Source organism: Stenotrophomonas sp. (assembly GCF_050737075.1).
In the GTDB taxonomy this organism is placed as follows: domain Bacteria; phylum Pseudomonadota; class Gammaproteobacteria; order Xanthomonadales; family Xanthomonadaceae; genus Stenotrophomonas.
Window position 1 is genome coordinate 1 of record NZ_JBOHXV010000062.1, and the last position, 21,062, is coordinate 21,062.

16 protein-coding genes are annotated in these 21,062 nt (G+C 63.3%); 9 read left to right on the forward strand and 7 right to left on the reverse strand.

Annotated features, from left to right (window positions below):
• The 7 genes from ACREPD_RS14685 to ACREPD_RS14715 form a co-directional block, all read left to right on the forward strand.
• Window positions 1-394: fimbrial protein (locus ACREPD_RS14685; protein WP_431600004.1), on the forward strand; the 394-nt coding region annotated here is incomplete at its 5' end.
• 130 nt (window positions 395-524) lie between these two features.
• Window positions 525-1,079, forward strand: coding sequence for a fimbrial protein (locus ACREPD_RS14690; protein ID WP_431600005.1), 555 nt, complete (start codon window positions 525-527; stop codon window positions 1,077-1,079).
• 572 nt (window positions 1,080-1,651) lie between these two features.
• Window positions 1,652-2,446, forward strand: coding sequence for a fimbrial protein (locus ACREPD_RS14695; protein WP_431600006.1), 795 nt, complete (start codon window positions 1,652-1,654; stop codon window positions 2,444-2,446).
• A 139-nt stretch (window positions 2,447-2,585) separates the two neighbouring features.
• Entirely contained in the window at window positions 2,586-3,704 is a 1,119-nt protein-coding gene (locus ACREPD_RS14700) for a fimbrial protein (RefSeq protein WP_431600007.1), read from the forward strand.
• Window positions 3,705-4,766: 1,062 nt separating this feature from the next.
• Window positions 4,767-5,261, forward strand: coding sequence for a fimbrial protein (locus ACREPD_RS14705; RefSeq protein WP_431600008.1), 495 nt, complete (start codon window positions 4,767-4,769; stop codon window positions 5,259-5,261).
• A 788-nt stretch (window positions 5,262-6,049) separates the two neighbouring features.
• The gene (locus tag ACREPD_RS14710) at window positions 6,050-6,580 is read left to right on the forward strand and encodes a fimbrial protein (RefSeq protein ID WP_431600009.1); all 531 of its coding nucleotides are present in this window, start codon (window positions 6,050-6,052) and stop codon (window positions 6,578-6,580) included.
• Between the two features lie 117 nt (window positions 6,581-6,697).
• The gene (locus tag ACREPD_RS14715) at window positions 6,698-7,933 is read left to right on the forward strand and encodes an EAL domain-containing response regulator (RefSeq protein WP_431600010.1); all 1,236 of its coding nucleotides are present in this window, start codon (window positions 6,698-6,700) and stop codon (window positions 7,931-7,933) included.
• 75 nt (window positions 7,934-8,008) lie between these two features.
• Here ACREPD_RS14715 and ACREPD_RS14720 read toward each other — a convergent pair whose 3' ends face one another.
• The 7 genes from ACREPD_RS14720 to ACREPD_RS14750 form a co-directional block, all read right to left on the reverse strand.
• Window positions 8,009-9,850 (reverse strand): YadA family autotransporter adhesin, encoded by a 1,842-nt coding sequence (locus ACREPD_RS14720; RefSeq protein WP_431600011.1) that lies wholly within the window; start codon window positions 9,848-9,850, stop codon window positions 8,009-8,011.
• A 344-nt stretch (window positions 9,851-10,194) separates the two neighbouring features.
• Window positions 10,195-12,003: a YadA family autotransporter adhesin gene (locus tag ACREPD_RS14725; RefSeq protein ID WP_431600012.1), complete on the reverse strand. Its 1,809-nt coding sequence runs from the start codon at window positions 12,001-12,003 to the stop codon at window positions 10,195-10,197.
• A 364-nt stretch (window positions 12,004-12,367) separates the two neighbouring features.
• Entirely contained in the window at window positions 12,368-15,769 is a 3,402-nt protein-coding gene (locus ACREPD_RS14730) for an autotransporter outer membrane beta-barrel domain-containing protein (protein ID WP_431600013.1), read from the reverse strand.
• A 163-nt stretch (window positions 15,770-15,932) separates the two neighbouring features.
• Window positions 15,933-16,400, reverse strand: a complete 468-nt coding sequence (locus ACREPD_RS14735) for a hypothetical protein (RefSeq protein ID WP_431600014.1) — start codon at window positions 16,398-16,400, stop codon at window positions 15,933-15,935.
• Between the two features lie 66 nt (window positions 16,401-16,466).
• Window positions 16,467-17,582, reverse strand: coding sequence for an MBL fold metallo-hydrolase (locus ACREPD_RS14740; RefSeq protein WP_431600015.1), 1,116 nt, complete (start codon window positions 17,580-17,582; stop codon window positions 16,467-16,469).
• A 60-nt stretch (window positions 17,583-17,642) separates the two neighbouring features.
• A complete protein-coding gene (locus tag ACREPD_RS14745; protein ID WP_431600016.1) occupies window positions 17,643-18,212 on the reverse strand; it encodes a TetR/AcrR family transcriptional regulator in 570 nt (189 codons plus the stop codon).
• 116 nt (window positions 18,213-18,328) lie between these two features.
• Complete coding sequence (locus tag ACREPD_RS14750; RefSeq protein ID WP_431600017.1) at window positions 18,329-19,891, reverse strand: arylsulfatase; 1,563 nt, start codon at window positions 19,889-19,891, stop codon at window positions 18,329-18,331.
• Between the two features lie 208 nt (window positions 19,892-20,099).
• On the opposite strand from ACREPD_RS14750, the gene ACREPD_RS14755 reads away from it, so the two are divergent.
• Together ACREPD_RS14755 and ACREPD_RS14760 are read left to right on the forward strand one after the other, a co-directional pair.
• Window positions 20,100-20,546: a DUF1801 domain-containing protein gene (locus tag ACREPD_RS14755; RefSeq protein WP_431600018.1), complete on the forward strand. Its 447-nt coding sequence runs from the start codon at window positions 20,100-20,102 to the stop codon at window positions 20,544-20,546.
• Window positions 20,547-20,581: 35 nt separating this feature from the next.
• Window positions 20,582-21,025, forward strand: a complete 444-nt coding sequence (locus tag ACREPD_RS14760; RefSeq protein ID WP_431600019.1) for a DUF1801 domain-containing protein — start codon at window positions 20,582-20,584, stop codon at window positions 21,023-21,025.
• Window positions 21,026-21,062 lie beyond the last annotated feature (37 nt).

Genomic DNA, 21,062 nt, shown 5'->3' on the forward strand with positions numbered 1-21,062 from the left:
CGTACTCAACGATCTGCCGGACCGCCTCGATCTTGAACTCATCGGTGTACCGCTTCGTACTCATAACCACCTCCGCCTAAGCCATAGTTTATGGCCGCGAGGTGTCTACGGAACCCTGGGCGATTCAAAGATCATGTTTGACTCCGCCTCAAGTCCGGTAGATCCCGTGACCAAGCGCCTCTTGAATTCTGGATCTGCCGGGCCCTGGGCCGAGATTGGCATTATGGACAACGACTTCCAGCTGATCGATCTCACCAACAATCAGAATTCGCCTTCGGCGACGATCAACGGGAACACGGCCACACTGAACTTCATTGCGCACTATTACGCAAAACAGAGCGTCAGCGCAGGGTCTGTCCAGTCGCACGTGATGTACCGAATCAGCTACAACTGATCTCCTCCATTTGGTCTAAGTACCAGCGGAGTCGCCTGGAATTGGCTGGGCGAATCGATATGAATCGTCGAAAAAAAGTGCGCGGTACGCCAGCACAGAACCCACCATCACCAGAAAAAGTACTTACACAATGAACAAGATTGCCATCTCAACAGCGCTCCTCGCGATCGCCGGTTTCTCTGCAAATTCCGCCTCGGCCGCCGATGGCCGCATTACCCTCAGCGGCTCGATCGATTCGGTGACCTGTTCGGTACGCGGCGGCTCAGGTACCGATGGAGCTGACGGCGACTTCACCGTCGCGATGAAGAGAGTTTCGCAAAGTGAGCTTGCCACTGCCGGGTCCATGGCAGGCTACACCGACTTCTCGGTAGTCATCGGTGGGCCGGGTCAAGCCGGTTGCACCAACGGCAAAGTTGCAAAGCTTGCGTTCAACGCCACCGGGAGCCTTGATCCCTCGTCCAAGCGGCTTCGGAATACGGGCACGGCAGGGATCTTCGTGAATGTCGGCATCACGGACGAAAACTACAACCTGATCGATTTCACCACCAACGCAAATTCCCCTTCGGCGACGATCAGTGGCAACACGGCGACACTGAAGTTCAAGTCGCACTATTACGCAAACATGATGGCCGCTGACGCAGGTAGTGTCGAGGCCACCGTGATGTACGGGATCAGCTACAACTGATCCCGTTTGAACCGGGATTGCTTGAAACAGCGGACCATGTTGAGGAACAAGCAGCCGCTTTGGCGCAATTCCATCAATGACACGCGTTCCCTTGTCGGAACCGCCAACATTGCCGGCAGTCCATCCTTCATGGAACGTAGCTGCACTTCACCATGTCCCATGACCAGGCACGGAGTTGAATCTGTCTGCGCCGAATGATGGATCGCCTCGCTGCGCTGTTGCTGGAAGCGTCGGCCAACATCACGTTGACGCTCGTGCTTACTCAACCTCATCAACCACATGGCCATGCTATGACGTCCCGCCCATCCAATCCGATGCACGCCAGGAAGCTCTTCCTCCATCTCTCCGCAGCTCTTGGGATGTTGTGGGTGGCTGACAGTGCCTTCGCGGCGCCCACGTGCACCTACGGTCCTACTCCGACGGTATTCACCGCTACGGCGCCGGGCGGTACGTTCACGGTTTCGGCAGACGCACCCGTCGGCACGCTGTTGACAGAATGGACGGCGTGGCAGAGTCCAGGGACTTCCTGGAATTGCTATTTCCCGAGTGGCATCTGGGGAGGTGTTACGGGGGTGGCTGCTTACAGTGGGTCCACAATCACGGTCAACGGAAAAAGCTACACCGTCATGCCGACCTCGCTCGCGGGGGTGGGGATGATCAGCGAACTCTCGAGCGTCGGAAAAAGGGGCTCGACGGAGACTCCAGCTGGTACCGGGCCGGTGGCACTGACCTCGAAATGGACAGCTCCTTGGGGCTGGACGTCGAAAGTTGTTGACCCAATCGATTTTGGTCACAGTACGCGCTATGCGTTCGTCAAGACGGGCCAGATGGGCAGCGGCACCGCGAGCGTGACCGGCGCGCTGGCGCGCGTTGGCATTGCCGAAATGCCTTACAACGATCCTATCCGCATTGGCCAGATCAACATCGCGGGCAGCGCGACGTTCGTCGTTCCTACCTGTGCAACGCCGAACGTCACCGTGCCTCTCGGGCAGCATCCGGAGACGAAATTTCCTTCGATTGGCAGCCGTGGGGGAGCGAACGGGGAGACCAGCGATTTCTGGATCGACTTCACCAGGTGCTACACCCACTCAGCATCCATTTCGTACACGTTGCGTCCGTTGGATGGGGCGGTTGCAGGTTCCGTGGGGCTGATGAACCTTTCACCTTATTCAACTGCGAAAGGTGTCGGAATCCGCATCATGGACCGCAGGGATTATCCAGTTGCTTTCAATACGAAGTTGCCGTTCACCATGACCAATGGTTCGCGCTACATTCCCCTGAGGGCGGCAATGGAACGTACCGGCTGGCAGACCTTCGCCGGTGGTTCAGTGGTTGGATATGTGGATTTCACCATGTCTTACGACTGACAAAGGCGGTTTGCAGGGAGCAGAGCCAGGTATCAATCGATCCGCCTTCTGCGCGTTTGTCGGAATTCGGGCAATCGGCGGAGAGCGCTGGAAAGTACGGTATATCCGTACGGACGGAACGAGCTCGGGACGAAATGTCATGAAAATATTTGCGACGATAAATGGTTTGTTTGTGAAAAGAGAAATTCTATTGGGTATCAGGTTGCTTGTGGCTGGCCTGGTCGCCCCCCTGTCGTTTGTCGTAGGAATGGATGCTGCGGAGGCGGCCACTACATGCAGTGGTCCATCGCCAGCCGCGTTTTCTGTCCATCCCCCTCAAGGAACCTTTACTGTTTCCGGCAGCGTTCCGGTCGGAACGTTGTTGACCGGATGGACGGCGTGGCAGCAATTCGGATCGGTCTGGGTCTGTAATACCAATCCGTCTGCCTACGTCGGTGCGACCTTCAAATCGACGGCTGGCGGACCCAATATCTCCATATCGGGAGAAGACGGTGTATATGCTGTGTATCCAACAAGTCTGGCGGGGGTCGGCCTGGTCGCACAGAAGGGAAGCGGCGTGAGCTTTGGCACCGCATCCGCTCCCCTTGATCTTAGTAGTCGTGGCGGGTTGCATCTGTCAAACAGCTGGAACACGCCCTGGGGGGCCAAGGTGGACGCGGCCAACACAAGCCGGTGGACGCATGGGACGCGCTATGCGTTCGTCAAAACCGGTCCGATGACGGGCGGGGTAGCGACCGTAAGCGGTACCGTAGCCAACGTTGGGATTGGCGAGGCCCCCGCCTACGACAACCCAAGATACATCGCAGCAATAAACATCTCCGGGAGCGCATCGTTCGTGGTTCCTACCTGTGCAACGCCGAACGTCACCGTGCCTCTCGGGCAGCATCCGGAGACGAAATTTCCTTCGATTGGTAGTCGTGGGGGAGCGAACGGGGAGACCAGCGACTTCTGGATCGACTTCACCCGGTGCTACACCCATTCAACCTCCATTTCTTACACGTTGCGTCCGTTGGATGGGGCGGTTGCAGGTTCCGTGGGGCTGATGAACCTTTCCCCTTACTCAACTGCGAAAGGCGTCGGAATCCGCATCATGGATCGCAGGGATTATCCAGTCGCTTTCAATACGAAGTTACCGTTCACCATGACCAATGGTTCGCGCTACATACCCCTGAGGGCGGCAATGGAACGTACCGGCTGGCAGACCTTCGCCGGTGGTTCGGTTGTTGGATATGTAGACTTCACAATGTCATACGACTGACGGCTCAGCCGCTGTTCCGTCTCGTTGAACTTCAACGCGGGACTGTTTCGGCTAACCTTTTACGACGTCGTTACGGTTGCCCCGGTCCAACCGACGATGCATACCCCGCGTCCCTTGCGCACTGTGTCGGATTTCGGATAGTGAACCGGGGGGCTGCTCTTGATGGAACACGCCTCTGATCGTGTCCAGCGAATCCTGCTACAGCCCTCAAAGGGCAAGCGCTGGCGCGTACGGAGGGGGCGCTTCCTGGAGGCCAGGTTCACGGGTGCCGTGTTTTCACCACGCCCTAAGATCTCGCAAGTATCTTCTCAGCTGGAGAGCGACGGGCTGATCTCGGATTCAAGCCCCTGAGGACTGGGGAGCCGCCGGTCAGATGGGCTCGCTGTGGATCGAGCGGGTCGCTGACTGGATAGCGTCTCCGATGGCGATAGCGGAATGAACCCGGGGCGACATGTCATGAGCATCTGCGTGCAACGAGTGCGGTCTCTGGGGGGCAGGATACTTCTTGCCAGCTTGCTCGCGCCCCTTGCATGTGTCAGCGGAATGGAAACTGCGGAAGCCGCCACTACGTGCACTGGCCCAACGCCCTCCGCATTTTCTGTTTATCCACCGCGAGGAACCTTTACAGTCTCCGGCAGCATCCCTGTCGGCACATTGCTGACTGAATGGACGGAGTGGCAGCTTCCAGGAACCGTTTGGGTTTGCACCACAAACCCTGCCGCCTGGATCGGTGTGACGTTCAAGTCAACGGTCAGCGGCCCAAGTATTTCCATAGCGGGAGAAACGGGCTCCTATGCCGTATACCCGACAAGTCTTGCGGGGGTGGGCCTGGTCACACAGAAGGCAAGCGGTGTGCTCTTTGTACCAACCGCAAGTGTCCCGCTTTCCCTTGGGAGTCTGGGTGGACTCCAATTGTCAACGTCTTGGGCAGCCCCCTGGGGAGCCAAGGCAGACCAGACGAAGACAAGCAGCTGGACACACGGTACGCGTTATGCGTTCGTCAAGACCGGTCCGATGACGGGCGGCGTGGCGACGGTAAGCGGTACGGTCGCTACCGTTGGGATGGGTGAAGATCCTGGCTACAACAATCCAAATTACATCGCAACAATAAATATCTCCGGGAGCGCAACGTTCGTCGTTCCCTCATGCAGCACCCCCAACGTCACGGTGAATCTCGGAAGTCACAAGGACTCGGACTTTCCGTCAATCGGCAGCCAGCGAGGTGCCAGCGGGACCTACAGCGACTTCTCCATCGACCTGACTCGATGCTACACCGAGTGGACCTCGCTCTCTTACTCGCTCCACCCCTTGAATGGCGCCGTCGCAGGAATGCCTGGACTGATGAACTTGACGCCAGCCTCATCCGCGCGCGGCGTTGGAATCCGCCTCATGGATCGCAGCAATAGATACATTGCACTGGATACTGCCACCCAGATAAACCTAGCCAGCGGCTCGCGCTACATCCTGCTCAGGGCGGCGATCGAGCGCACCGCGTTGGGCACGTTTGCCGGTGGCTCCGTTCAAGGTCAAGTGGAGTTCTCCATTTCCTACAACTAGGTGCACACTTCGCAGCCACGTGCTTTTGCGTCGCAATGTCTACCGGACGTAAGACATTTCGTATTTCGCGACGACTTCTCGTCGCATACCGTTGGGATTCACAACCCTGAACGGTAAGTGCATGATTCTTGCTATGTCGCATGCGTTGGGCACCAGTGTATCGGCGGTCTTGTCTCGCGGATCTCGACCTGGTGGCTGCCGTGGAAGGCGCTCACCTCACATGATCCGTGCGGCTCACGGCGCTGATCGAGCGACCTCATTTCGTTCCAAAACGTTCTTCGCACATCTTCTTGCTGTGTCGATCCTGCTGTCGGGTGGGCAAAGCGCATACGCAGCGCCGCTATGTACGTCTGGACCTGTACCTACCTTGTTCACCGCTGCTGCTCCAAGCGGGACCTTCGCTGTCTCGCCTGACGCGCGGGTGGGTACCCGGCTGACGCCATGGACTGCATGGCAGACTCCTGGCTATTCATGGACGTGTCCCATCCAGGCGGGCATATGGACCGCCGTTGCGGCCCGGGCGATGTTCAATGGCCCAACGATCACCGTGGAGGGGAAGGACTACATCGCCTATCCGACGTCTCTTTCTGGCGTCAGTCTGATCGCCGAGCAATCTTTCGGCCGATTGGATCGTGCGGGAACGTCGACAGCAATCGGCGAAAACTACTTGCGCGCTGACCACGCGCTTTGCTGCATCTTCAGCATCGAGGTCGTCGACTGCGGGAAGCGCACGTTACTCCTTTGGAACGCGATACGCGTTCGTAAAGACAGGCGCCATTGAGAGTGGCGTGGCAGCCGTATCCGGTCCCATGGCAGACGCCGGGATGGACAATGGCCCTTCCTACATCAATCCTGCCTATCTGCATCACGTGTACATATCCGGTAGCGCAGGGTTCACCGTTCCCACCTGCAGGATGCCGGAGGTTGCAGTGGACCTGGGCAAGCACAGGGAGTCGGATTTTCCCTCCACCGGCAGCCGTCGGGGATCCAGGGGCACCTACAGTGATTTTGAAATTGACCTCGCCAACTGCTACGCCGACAAGAACGCATTCTCGTACTCATTACGACCCTTGAGCGGCGTAGTGGCGGGTGTGCGCGGAATGATGAATCTTGCCCCGGCCTCCACTGCGCGAGGTATCGCGATCCGTATCACCGACCGCAGTGACGCTCCGATCGCCTTCAACAGCACGCTGCGAACGAACTTTGCGAGCGGAGTGCGCCGCATTCTGCTCAGGGCGTCCATGGAGCGCACCGGCGCGGCCACCTTCGCCGGTGGTTCGGTGACTGGGTACGTTGTATTCACCATTTCCTATGGCTGAGTGCTCACAGCACTCCCGGGCCAGGGTCTGGCTGCGATGCAACCCTGGTCCGATGTTCTTGAATCACTGCGACCGCATCCGTCACGAGGATGGATGCGTTGCCGATGGAGATCCGCTTTGCCCAACCGCCTTGTACTGATACTCGACGAATACCTCTCTCAATCCGTCCCTGTGGCCGCGCTGTTCACGGCTGCAGGCCGAACGCGCGTGGACGTATGCGTCGACGGCAATGAGGCACGTGAGCTGTGCCTGGCGCATGTCTATGATCTGGTGGTAACGGATCCGATGATGCGCGAGGTGGATGGCATCCAGTTCATCCAGAGTCTAGCTGGGAACGAGCACAAGCCTGCGTTGGTGCTGACCAGCGCGGCACCTCAGCGCATGCTGGCATCCGTGCGCCTGATGGCCGAGTCACTCGGCCTGCGGGTGCTGGCCGTTGTGCCCAAGCCGGTGGCCCCTGGCGATGTTGCCGATCTGCTGGAACTGCTCGATAGCCATGCAGCAGACAGCGTGGGCACAGATGCCGGGAGGGGGCCGATGTTGCGGATAAGCCGTGAATGCCTGGCCGACGCGATATCGAGTCATCAGATCACCCCGTGGTTCCAGCCCAAAGTGTCGTTGGCCTCGGGACTCGTTGTGGCGGCCGAGGCGCTGGTGCGCTGGGTACACCCCGTGCTTGGCGTCGTTTCGCCTGCGCGCTTCCTGCCACTCGTGGAGGCGCATGCACTGGAACCTGCATTGCTGCGCCATGTGCTGCGCGCCAGCATCGGGGCACAGCGCCAATGGCGTATGGCGGGGTTTCGTGTTCCCGTGTCGATCAACCTGCCTACCCACCTTCTGGAGCGCAGCAGTCTGCCCGATGAGTTGCTGGAGCTGACCCTGCAGGAAGGCGGCAGGGTTGAGGACGTGTGCTTCGAGCTGATGGAGTGCAGTACCACCCGCCATGTGAGCGACTATTACGCGGGCGCCTGCCGTCTGCGCATGAAGGGGTTCGGCCTGGCGCAGGATGATTTCGGGCAGGGCATCAGTTCGGTGTACAACCTTGTCAGCACGCCGTTCACCGAGGTCAAGATCGATCGCGCACTTGTCCAGGACTGCTCGCGGAGATTGGCCCTGCGCGCTGTGCTGTCCACGATCATCTCGCTGGGCAACACGCTGGGCATCAATGTCGTCGCCGAAGGCGTGGAGACCGACGAGGAGTTCACGACGTTGGAACGGCTCGGATGCACCCAGGCCCAGGGCTTCCTGATCTCTGCCGCAGTCCCCTGGGAGTCGTTTGCCGCGCTGTTGGGCAAGGAGAAGCCCCGCGCCTGGGAGGCTGTGGGTGTGACACACGGTCTTGTCGCCGTGTAGCCAGCGTCTTGAGGGCAGAAGAAAAGCGCCCCGATCAACGGGGCGCTTTCTTTTGACTCGGCAGCAGGGGACAGATTACTTGCCGAAGGTACCGCTGAGACCCAGGTAGATGCCGGTGCCGTCGCCATTGCGGGAGACCCCGCCTTCCAGGCTCAGGCGGCCGCTCTTGGTGGTGTAGCGGGTGCTGACACCCACCGCGCCCTGCGACTTGTAGCCGGCAGCGCCCACCGCGTAGGTCAGATGGCCCGGCACATAGGGTGCCTGGCGTGCCGCCAGTGCGGTGGCAACACCGGTGTGCATCGCCCGCTCCAGATCGCCGATCTGACGGCCCAGGCTGACGTTGCTGAACTGGTTTTCCTGATTCATGGTCCAGTCGTACATCTGGGCGCCGTTGATGGCATCCGAGCTGTCGGCGGCCACACGGCCACGCGCCACGTTGGACATCGTCACCGGGGCGCCCTGCTGGCCAAGCGATACGCGGCTGTAGTCGGTGCTGCCGTCCGCGCTCTGGTCATAGCGGACCGACTGCTTCAGCTGCGCGACGTTCACCGCATTGTTGTCTTCGGTGCCGGCCGCCACGTGGGTGACCTGGCGCTCCTGCCCCGCTGCACCGACGGATACGCTGTTGTCGCGCTCGGCGGCCGAACCGTTGCCCAGCGCCACCGAGTTCGTACCGCTGGCAATGCTGTCGGTGCCGATGGCCGTGCTGGCCTGGCCCGATGCCACCGCGCCATCGCCTACCGCGAGTGCGCCTTCGCCGGAGGCAATGGCCACCTGCGTGCTGCGATCGGTGACGTTGCTGCTGACCATGCCGTTGTCGCCGAAGGTGCCGGCAGCGATGCTGGTCTCCAGCTCGCTGACGCGGCCGTCGATGTCGCCCAGGCTGCTTTCGATGCCCTCCAGGCGTGCATTGGCATCGTCGGCGACATACCGCACCGTCTCGCTCAGTTCATCCATGTTGCCCTGGATGATCGCGATGCGGTCGCTGTTCTTCTGAATGTTGGCATCCAGCCCGGTGATGGCATTGCCTACACCGGTCACATCGTTGCCGCCAATGCGGTAGACAGGTGCGGAGATCGAGCCGTCGGCGTTGACCTTGGAGCCACCACCCAGCGCGCTGGCGAAGGAGTTGCTGGCCGCAAACAGCTGCGAGCCATTGACGGCCTGCGTGCTGGTCGCGTTGACCGTGCCTGCGGCAACGCCGTCCAGCACACGGGCACCTTGGGTGCCGCCGAAATGGATCAGCTTGCCGTCGCTGTCGCCGGCCACGGAGATCTCGCGGGTAATGTCGTCCTGCTTGACCAGGCCCAGCCCGCCGCCCTCGATCGCGTCGGTCAAGTCGGACACCGAGCCTTCGACGGTGATCATGCGGTCATCGAGATCGGCGAAGGTGGTGTTGGTGGCGAACAGCTGCGCGCCGGTGATCGCGTCGGTGCTGGTCTCCGACAGCTTGCCGGCCGCAAGCCCGGTCAGCGAGTTTGCATTCATCTGAACATTGCCCAGCATCGAAATGCCGGCGTCACCCTTCAGCTCGAGCCTGCCATCGCCGTACCCGGCGACCCTTGCGGTAGCGACGCCGAATCCTGCGGCGCCGTTATCGGTACCGCGATTGACGAGCCCGAAGGAGATGGCGGAACCCTGGCAGTCAAGACCTGCGGGTGCGGTACTGCCCGAGCCCAAGGACATCCCGGTGTCAGAGTTGGGATTCTCCGGGTCGCAGAGCACCAGTCCCGAATTTGCCGCCATTGCAGACGAGGTCGACATCGCCAGGCACAGCGCGCTGATGAGCGCAGCGGTGCCGAGCGCGGATACACCGGCTACCTTCGAGCGGGTCTTCGTGTTGCCCTTGGCCAGCTCGCTACCTACAACGAAGGCGCGCAGGGTCGGGTTCCAGATGAGCTTGTAGATCGTGTTCATTGCGTAGTTATCCTGTCAGGTCGCCGCAAGGCGCTGGAGTGAGTAGTGGTTGATGCAACTCGTGGCGATGTCCTGGAATAACCGTCGGCCCGCTTTCCCCGGGTCGTACGTGGAGCTCAGTAGCCAGCTGTCAGATGAGGAGCTACCGTCGCCTCACTTCGAAGAGTGAGCGTGCAAGTTACGCGTGCGGCGCACTGCAAAAAATGAGAGATTTCTCATGGTCGATGCGGTTGGAATTGGACTCATTAAGCAATGCCAACCTGCGATGCCAACTATTCAGCGCAAAGAAAAAGCGCCCCGATGGACGGGGCGCTTCGCTGTTTCATTCAGTGGCTGATAGTGGCTCAGTCGCCCAGTACGCCGCTCACGCCGCCGTACACGCCGGTGCCGTCGCCGTTGCGGGAGAACCCACCTTCAAAGCTGAAGCGGCCACTCTCGGTGGTGTATCGGGAGCTGACGCCCACCGCGCCCTGCGACTTGTAGCCTGCGCCACCCACCGCGTAGGTCACCTTGCCCGGCACGTAGGGCGCCTGGCGTGCTGCGAGCGCCGTGGCGACGCCGGCGTGCATCGCACGCTCCAGATCGCCGATCTGACGGCCCAGGCTGACGTTGCTGAACTGGTTGTCCTGGTTCATCGTCCAGTCGTACAGCTGGGCGCCGTTGATCGCATCGGAACTGTCGGCGGCCACGCGGCCGTGCGCCACGTTCGACAGGGTCACCGGCGTGCCCTCCTGGCCAAGCGAAACGCGGCTGTAGTCGGTGCTGCCGTCTGCGTTCTGGTCGTAGCGGACCGACTGCTTCAGCTGCGCCACGTTCACCGCATCGGTGTCTTCGGTACCGGCCGCCACGTGGGTAACCTGGCGCTCCTGTCCCGTTGCACCGACGGACACGCTGTTGTCCCGCTCGGCGACCGAGCCGTTGCCCAGTGCCACCGAGTTCGCACCGCTGGCAACGCTGTCGGTGCCGATAGCGGTGCTGGCGTCACCCGATGCCACCGCGCCGTCGCCGACTGCGAGGGCGCCTTCGCCGGAGGCAATGGCCACCAGCTTGCTGCGGTCGGTGACGTTGCTGCTGACCATGCCGTTGTCGCCGAACGCGCCGGTGGCGATGCTGGTCTCCAGCTGGCTGAAGCGGCCGTTCAGGTTGCCGAGGTTGCTTTCGATCCCACGCATGCGATCCGCGGCATCATTGGCGACAGACAGCAGCGATTCGCTCATTTCATCCATGTTCCCCTGGATGTCCGCGATGCGGTCGCTGTTGGCCTGGACGCTGGCATCGAGGCCGGTGATGGCATTGCCCACGCCCGTCACATCGGTGCCGCCAATGCGGTAGACCGGTGCGGAAATCGAGCCGTCGGCGTTCACCTTGGAGCCGCCGCCCAGCGCGCCGGCGAAGGAGTTGCCGGCCGCAAACAGCTGCGAGCCATTGATGGCCTGGGTGCTGGTCGCGTTGACCGCGCCTGCGGCGACGCCGTCCAGCACACGCGCACCCTGGGTGCCGCCGAAGTTGATCACCTTGCCGTCGCTGTCACCGGCCACGGTGATCTCGCGGGTGATGTCGTCCTGCTTGACCAGGCCCAGACCGCCGCCCTCGATCTGGGAGGCCAGGTCGGACACGCTATCTTCGACGGTGACCATGCGACCATCGAGATCGGCAACGGCGGCATTGGTGGTGAACAGCTGTGCGCCGGTGACCGCGTCGGTGCTGCTCGCCGACACCTTGCCGGCCGCAAGCCCGGTCAGGGAGTTTGCGTTCATCTGAACGTTGCCCACCATCGAGATGCCGCCGTCACCCTTCAGTTCGAGCAGGCCATTGTCGTAGCCGGTAACCCGGGCGGTGGACAGACCGAAGCCAGAGGAACCGACATCGTCGCCACGATTATTGAGCGAGAAGGAATAGCCGGACGACTGGCAGTTGAGCGCCGAGGGTGCGGTGCTGCCCGAGCCGAGCGCAATGCCGCGCGCGGCTGGGTCGGTATCCTGTGGGTCGCACAGCTGCAGGCCCGAATTTGCGGCCATGACGGGCGACGCCGACATGGCCAGGCACAGGGCGCTGAGCAGCGTCGCGGTGCGGAGCGCGGAGGCGCCGGCTCCCTTCGAGGGGGTAGAGGCGCGGAAGGTCGGATTCCAGATGGTCTTGTAGATCGTATTCATGGCGTGGTTATCCTGTCAGGTCGCCGCAAGGCGCTAGATTGGTAAATGGCTGATGTAAATCTTGGCGATGTCCTGGAATAACCGTCGGCCCGCTTTCCCCGGGTCGCACGTGGAGCTCGGTAGCCAGCCGTCTGATTACGGGGCTGCCGTCGCCTCACTTCGAAAGTGAGCGTGCAAGGTACGCGGCCGGTCCGCCTCAGAGAATGAGACCTTTCTCACGGCACGCGTGGTTGGCATTCGGCGCGTTAAGCAATGCGAACTTGCGATATAGGCTGCATCTACGCTTCAGCTGAACAAGCAGTTCAGCGCGACGGCGCAAAGCAAAAGGCCCGCATTGCGGCGGGCCTTTTACGTGCGGCGTGCGTCACCAATTCCAGCGCATTCCCACCTTCGCGTCCCACGCATCGAAGGTGCGTTCGAAACTCTTCTGGTAACCGATGTTGGCGTACGCACTGGTCGAGGCACCCAGCTGCCAGGTCATGCCGGCATTGAGCTGCCACCACGTGCCCTTGAGGTCTGCCTTGAATGGCACGTAGCCATCGGCAGAGGAGAACTCGGTGACCGGCTGGCCGCGGAACTCATGCCACACGTTGAGGCGCAGCCACCCGCTGAACAGCCGGCGGATGCCAGCATCGGTGGGCTCCAGCGTCCAGGTATCGGCCCAGCGCAGCCCCAGCCGCGCGGCCAGCGAATCCATGTTGTCGAAGCGGATCAACGCGGCGGGATCGGCGTTGCTGTCCTTGTTGATGCGCTGGTAGATCACCTGCGCCTGCGGTTCGAACACCCGGGTATCGTCGGTCTCCTGCCGGAACGGGTAGCCGCCTTCCAGCGACACGGCCCAGCCGAAACTGTCGCGGTCGAGCAGCAGGCCGTTGGACGAGCGCGACTTGCCTTTGCCCCAGCTGCCCTGCCATACGGCATCCAGGTACTGGCCTTCTTCCCAATAGCGCGTCCAGTACAGACCGAGCGAGGTGGCGCGAACTTCGTTGCGGCCTGCCAGCGTGCCGTTGTAGTGGATCACGTCGCTGCGCATGCGGCCCTGGCCGAGGTAGAAGCCGGCGTGATCGCGGATGCCATCGTCGCGTTCCACCGCGTAGGCGTCGGTACCTGCCTGGATCGCCAGGATGTCGTAGTCATAGCGCGGACTGCCCTGGTAGACGCCGCGACGACGGCCCTCGGCATCGCCGTTTTCGCCGATCACGCGGACCCAGGCGCCATTGAAGGTGTCGTCGTCGCGCAGGTCGCCGCGAGCACGCAGCTGCTCCTGCTCGCCCACGCGCTCATGCAGATTGCCGAGCGTGGCCCAGCCATAGCGCAGCGCGAGCGCCGGCAGCGCGGTGTACAGCGAGACTTCGGCGCGGTAGTCGGGTACGGGCAGCGGCCCGGGCTCGGGCGGGTCGGGTGGCGTCGCGGGCGTCGGGTCGGGCACTGGCGGGACCGGAATCGGCGGCGGATCGGGATTCGGGCCCGGGTCTGGCGCAGGCGGCGGCGGATCCGGCGGCTCCGGCTGCGGCGGTGGATCCGGTGGGGTCGGCGGATCCGGGTCGGGGGGAATCGGCGGCGCAGGGCAGAGCACCGAGGGCACCCCGGGAGCGGTGCAATCCACCGTCGAGCGCAGGAACCAGTCCTCACCGGTACCCGCACTGTTGCCGCCGCGGTGCAGGGTGTAGTTGTATGGACCGGCCAGCAATGCCGCCGACTGCGTAAACGCCGCCGGTGCGGTGGTGGCGCCATTCAATGCCACGACCACCCGGATGCCGTCGCCGCGGGTGAGCGCGCCGGGGCCGTCGGTGTTGTGGAATTCCAGCAGGCTCTGACCGCTGGCAGTGCCGCCCTGGATCAGCAGCTGGTCGGTGGGTGAATCGTCTTCGCCCAGATACGTGTTCAACGCAAGCACGCTGCCGCTGCCGCCCACATAGTTGCCGGTATACAGCAGCTTGTAGACGTCGCCGGTCATCGGCGTGAAGGCGATGCGGCCGTTGTTGGTGATCAGCTGCGACACGGTGGAGCTTTCCGGAATGATCCAGGTGCTGCTTGGATCCACGCTGACGCGGGTGATATTCCATGCCCTGCCGGTCCACTGCGACTGGTTGGCCAGGCTGATGTGGGCTTCGCTTTCCGAATCGGCTTCTGCCAGGCCCTCCAGAACGCTGTGGTCCGCGTTGAGCTGCACGACCGTGGGCAGGCCGGGGCTGCCGATGGCTTGTGCCGAGAGCAGGCCCTGCGTGCCGGCCACGCGCGCACCGTTGCTGGCGCTGAAGAGCAGCGGCCCCTGCGCGATGATGGCCCAGCTGTCGCTGGTCAGGGTGCCGCCCTGCAGGTTGAGCGCGTGGGCGAAGCCGTTGGAGGCATTGTTGGAATACAGCCCGTAGGCCCCGCCGGTGGCGGCGACCGTGCTGTTGATGAGGGAGATGCGGTTGTCCTGGGTGACCTGGCCGGCGGCGCCGCCGTAGCTCCACTGGTAGATGCCGACCAGGCCGTTGTCGTTGCGAAAGGCGGTATTGGTCGCGGTGACCTGCGCGTTGTTGTACGTCTGCAGCGTTACGCCGTTCGCACCCGTGGTACCCACCGTGTCGCCGGTCAGGGTGAGGGTGCTGGGCACGCTGCCGTTTAGGCCGGCATACAACCCGTACCCGCCGGCGGTGGGGTTGCTCCAGGTGGTTCCGGTACTGGTCAACGTGCCGCCCTGTACCAGGCCGGCAGCGCGCTGCGACGGCGCGGAAACGCTGCCGAAGATGGTCGTGGTCGCCATCGACGAAGTGGGACCCGGCGTGAAGGCATAGGCCTGACCGTTGCTGTTGGCCGACACGGTGACCTGGCTGCCGCCGGTCAGCGTCAACGCCGAGCCGGTGCGGATCCACGCGCCCAATCCGACGCCCGGGCCTGTGACGACCAGATGGTTGATGCTCGCCGAACCGCCGTTGGTGGCGACAACGGCGGTGCCGGTGGAGCCGCTGGTCGCAGTGGAGTTGAAGGTCATGCCCAGGTCGGAAATCGTGGTCGCGTTCGCACCGCCATCCAGGGTGAGGCCCACGGAACTGGCCCCGTTGAAGGTGAGGGAAATTGGCGCGGTGGCCTGCAGCTGTCCGCCGCCGTACAGATAGATGCCGATCGCGCTGCTGGTCTGGAACACGATCGGCAGCGCACCGCTGACCACGATGCTCGCTGCCGGCCCTTGTACACCCAGGCCGACCCGGTTGGACGAGCCGCCCACATAGAAGCGGTTGCCGGCGCCGAGCTCGGCGCGGCCGCTGCCTTCCACGCCCACGCCATGGCCACCACCGGGCACGAGCAGCGGGTCGTTCCAAGAGGTATTGGCGATGCGCACGGTGCCAGCGGTGACGCCGGCCAATCTGCCGCTGGTGCTGCTGAGCGTGCCGCCGTTGATCGCGATGGTGCCGCCATCGGCGAACAGCGCCGTGCCGGTGGTGGTGGTGACGTTCACGCCGTTGGGGGCGGATATCGTACCGACGGTGGCATGCAGTCCGCGGCCGCTGGCGGTACGCACTGCAATGGCCCCGGGCGTGGGCCCGGCCTGGATGTCCAGCAGCACATCGCCACCGTTGGCGAACACGCCTTCGCTGCTGCCTGCGGTGGTATCGATGGTCGTCCCGCCGACCACCGTGGTGGTGCCGGTCGTGGAGGTAACCGTGGTGGTGCTCGTGCCGGGCCCGACGGTGGCCTGTGCGGCGGCGGAGAACACAACGCAGGACTGGGCAAGTGCAAGGGCGATACTGCTGGCGAGAACATGACGAAGCACAGTCATGGTGGCACTCCGGCCGGGGATATCCCGATGATCCGGCTTCGTCAGGTCGCCACAAGCGTTGTTTTACCCACGCGCGGCCAGCAAAACTACTGGCGCGCCGGTGGACGGCGGTAGATCGCTTTGCGGCCGCTGCAGACCTACCGCGTCTGATCCTCGATCCGGATCAGTACGGATGCGCTTTTCCACAGGCCAATACATGGTTGTAGTCGCTGGACAAGCACTGGTAGAACGCGCGCTTGTTGCCGTCCGCCGCCTCGCAGTCGGCGACGGTGAGCTGCGGCAGCAACGCGCGCAATGGCGCGGCGGAGGCATTGAACTGCTCCGCCGGCAGGTAACCGCCCCGGACGTTCTTTTCGCCCACTTCCAGCATGGTCTCCACGCCGTAACGCGCGTTCTCCACGGCCTTGGCGCAGTTCAGTTCGGTTTCGCCTTCGCGCACCTGGAGCAGTTGCTGCGCAATCTGGTCGGCATCGGCCACCGCGCGGTCGCGCGCACTGGATGCGGCGGTCGTGTCGTCGGCCGCAAACACCGCCGGGCTCAACGCCAGCAGCAGAAGCACCGGCGCAAAGCGGCGTGACCAGAACCTGGATGGCTGGCGCAGAACGGTCGGTGATGCGATGAGACTCGGCACGCTGTCGTTCCTTGAGGCGGTTACCCGCTGCAGGCGCGGGTCTCACCGTGATGATAGCGCGCGCATTCAGCGCGCGCTGCCCACCACCACGCCGCTGCCCGCGCTTTCCGTTGCGGCAAGCGCGCGCCACCATGGCGTGCCCGTGTGCGGCGCGGCCAGGTCGAGGCGTTCGCCCATCACCGGCGTGGATAGTGCGATGCCACGTTCCGCTGTCAGCGCGCTGACCCGTTCGAATGGTTCTTCCCAGCGGTGCATGGCCAGGTCGAAGGTGCCGTTGTGGATGGGCACCAGCCACTTGCCGCGCAGGTCCTGGTGGGCCTGGACGGTCTGTTCGGGCTGCATGTGCACGAACGGCCACTCGGCGTCATAGGCGCCGGTTTCAACGAAGGTCACATCGAACGGCCCGTAGCGTTCGCCGATGCGCTTGAAGCCGTTGAAATAGCCGGTATCGCCGCTGAAGAACACGCGCAGGTCGTCGTCCAGGATCACCCAGGACGCCCACAGCGTGCGGTTGCCATCGCGCAGGCCGCGGCCCGAGAAATGCTGGGCCGGCGTGGCGGCGAAACGCACGCCGTCGACCTCGGTTTCATCCCACCAGTCGAGCTGGACCACACGGTCGCGCGGCACGCCCCAGTCGATGAGGCGGTCGCCCACGCCCAGCGGGGCCAGGAACACCTGCGCGCGCGTGGCCAGGTATTTGATGGTGGCGCGGTCCAGATGGTCGTAGTGGTCATGCGAGAGCAGCACGCCGCGGATCGGCGGCAGATCCTTGAGCGCGATCGGCGGCGCGTGGAAACGTTTCGGGCCCATCCACTGCACCGGCGAGGCGCGCTCGGAGAACACCGGGTCGGTCAGCCACCAGCCGCCGCGCAGTTTGATCAGCAGGGTGGAATGGCCCAGCCGATACACGCTGCGGTCCGGAGCGTCGGCCAGTGCCTGCGCGGTGAGCGCGCGCACGGGCGGTGCCTTCGGCGGGGTGGTGCCCGGCGGGCGGTTGAACAGGAAGTCCCAGAACAGCTTGGCCATGCTGCCGAGCGAATCCTTCGGCTTGGGGGCTACGTTGGTGAACTGGTCGTCGGCGCGTTGCGGCGAGTTTTCGTAGGAGGCGATAGGCACGGTGAGGGTCATCCCGATCAGAGCGGTGAGGGAGAAGGCGATGGCGAGTACAGGCAGGATGCGCATGCGTCTCCTTTGAAATGTCGTAGATGAGTGCGCAGGCACTCATTCATTTGAGGGAAGAAATCAATGTTGAATGCCCTTCCAGAACAGGTCGAAACCGGCCTGCTGCAGGGCGTCGCGTTGGTCGGGCTGGGCGGCCATGGCCTCCAGCGTGGTTTCCAGCAGGGCAATCAGCACCCGGCCCAGGTAGAATGGAATGCGCGCCGGGTCGATGTGGCGGGCAAGGCTGGCTTCCAGCGTCTGCAGCGTGGTGCCGAACAGCCCGGCGCAGTGCGTGCGGGTGCAGTCGGTGATGCGCTCGGACACCTTGAGCTGGCGCAGGGCCATGCGGTCAATCGGATGCGCGGCGCCCCAGACCAGCAGGGCGCTCCAGACATGCCGCAACTGCTCGCGCACCTCGGCATCCGCGGGGAAGCTGCCGCCCACGGCCAGCGCCAGACGCTCTTCGAGGCGCACGAACAGTGCGTTGAGCAACGCGTCCTTGGTCTCGAAGTAGGTGAACACCGTGCCCTCGGCGACCTTGGCCGCCTTGGCGATCTGCGCGGTGGACGCGCCCACGCCTTGGGCGGCCACCAGCTGGGCGGCAGCGGCCAGGATCGCATCGCGTTTTGCTTCGCTGAGAGGGCGGGCCATGACGGGCTATAAGTGAGTGACCACTCATTTATAGGGCGCCCGCGTTCCGGATGCAAGAGGGCCGGTGACAGGACGGGGCGGCCGTTCAGCTCGCCCCGTCCACCGGTGGCTCCGCGTCAGTTGGTCCGCAGCGTCTCCAGTTCCTTCAGGCGCTTCATCGCATCCTGTGCCTGCAGCAGGCTGTAGTTAATGCCGCTCGGGTTGAGCGTGCTGCCGGCCTGGTAGGGGTAGCTGGTGAAGTCGGAGAAGAAGGATTTGATCAGGCCCTGGATGGGCACCAGCAGCCACATCTGCTGGCCAATGAACTGGATCGCACCGCCCCCTTCGTCCATGCCTCGTTCGTAGGGATCCATGCGCAGGTTGGTGATGGTCGCCCACGAGGTGACCTCGCGCTTGGCGGTGGCGATGTTGCCGTGGCTGGCCACTGCGAAGCTGACCTTCCAGTCGGCGTAGCGCACCGCGTTGAGGTTGCCGCCCTGGTCGAAGTAGTACAGCGCCTGGCGTGGGCCGGCATCTACCTTGCCGTGGAAGTACGGGCCGAAGTCATGGCCGTCCAGGTGCACCTTGAAGGTCTTCTTCTTGGTCTTGAAGCCCTTCTTCATCTTGCCCACCACATCGTCCACGCCGGCGGCCGCGCACAGGGTCGGGAACCAGTCGATCAGCGAGATGACGTCGTTGTATGCCGTGCCCGGTTCAATCACGCCCGGCCAGCGCACCATCATCGGAATGCGCATGCCGCCTTCCCAGGTGGTGCCTTTCTCGCCCCGGAAGGGGGTCATCGCACCGTCCGGCCACAGCGCGATCTCCGCGCCGTTGTCGGTGGTGTAGAGCACGATGGTGTTGTCGGCGATCCCAAGTTCGTCCAGCTGGTCGAGCAGTTGGCCCACGTGGCCATCGTGCTCGACCATGCCGTCGGCGTGCAGGCCCTTTCCGGACTTTCCGTCCGACTCCGGCTTGAGGTGCGTGAACACATGCATGCGCGTAGTGTTGAACCAGACGAAGAAGGGCTCGTCGTTCTCCACCGCGTCGCCGATGAAGCTCTGCGCCGCATCCAGGAACTCTTCATCCACGGTGGGCATGCGCGCCTTGTTGAGCGGGCCGGTGTCCTGGATCTTGCCGCCGGCATGCGAATGGATAACACCGCGCGGACCGTACTTCTTCTTGAACGCGGGATCCTTCGGGTAGAAATAGCCTTCCGGTTCTTCTTCCGCATTGAGGTGGTACAGATTGCCGAAGAACTCGTCGAAGCCATGGTTGGTGGGCAGGTGCTGGTCCTGGTCGCCCAGGTGGTTCTTGCCGAACTGGCCGGTTGCGTAGCCCTCGGTCTTCAGTACGTCGGCAATGGTGGGCATCCATTCGGCAATCCCGTGCGGGTCACCCGGCATGCCGATGGTGAGCAGGCCGGTGCGGAAGGGTTCCTGGCCGAGGATGAAAGAGGCGCGCCCGGCGGTGCAGCTCTGCTGGCCATAGGAATCGGTGAACAGCGCGCCCTCGTTGGCGATGCGGTCGATGTTCGGGGTCTGGTAGCCCATCAACCCGCGGGTGTAGGCGCTGATCTGCGGAATGCCGATATCGTCACCGAAGATGACCAGGATGTTGGGCTTCTTCGCCTTGCCGGCCTTGGTCGCTTTGAGTGCCTTGGACCCCTTCTTCGGGGCCTTGGATGCCTTGGTTGCCATGGGGTATTCGCCTGCGGGGGAGTGTGCGGGGAGAGCCGTGATCGTGACCCGGGGCGGAAGGCAACGCATCGGTATTCTCTCGCGCGATCCGCTCAGTATTTTTGCGGTGCACGGCCCGCGCCCTCACGTTGCTGACTCTGCGAGCCGACGTTGCGCGCGGGACCGGCGCCGGTCTATAAGGCGGTCAGGCATCTGTACGGGCATCGATGTGACGACCCACCCGCGCAAGGCAGCACCTCACCCCGCAGACAGTGCGCCCCGCCTGCTGGCCGGCGGCAACCCGCAGATTCCCAAGGGCGAGGGCGATGCGCCGGTGCAGGCGTGGATCGCCGCGGTGCCGGACTGGAAGCAGGCGGCAGCGCGCCAGCTGGATGCCCTGATCGTCGCGGCCGTCCCGAAGGTGCGCAAGGCGGTCAAATGGAACTCGCCCCTGTATGCGGCGGGCGATGATGGCTGGTTCCTGAGCATGCATTGCTACGCGCGCTACATCAAAGTGGCCTTCTTCCGCGGCGCGTCGCTCGACCCGATGCCGCCCGAAGCTTCAAAAAGCAAGGACACGCGCTACCTGCACGTGTTCGAGAACATACCGCTGGATGCCAGGCAGTTCACCCGCTGGGTGAAACAGGCCAGCCGGCTTCCCGGCGAGCGCATGTAGCGCATCGCCTTTCCATCGTTGACCAGGACACCGTCATGCCGAGAGCCAGCACCCCGAGCGAACCCATCGCCACCGCCGCCGATGCCACGGTCGATGCCGCGCAACAGATCGACGCGAAGATCGCGGCGCTCGACGATTGGCGCGGCACGACCCTTGCGCAGCTTCGCAGCATCATCCACAAGGCCGACCCCGACGTGGTGGAAACGGTGAAGTGGCGGGGTGTTCCGGTATGGGAGCACGACGGCATCCTGTGCACCGGCGAGACGTACAAGGCGGCCGTGAAGATGACCTTCGCCCACGGTGCCAAGCTCGACGATCCCGCCGGGCTGTTCAATGCCAGCCTGGAGGGCAACACTCGCCGTGCGATCGATGTGCATGAAGGCGAGAAGATCAATGCAACGGCGCTGAAGGCGTTGATCCGGTCGGCGGTGGCGTTCAATGTCGCCAAGGCAGGCGCTAAGAAACCGTCTGCGCGCTGAATCACGCAACCCAGAATTCCACGCCTTTGCGGTAGCA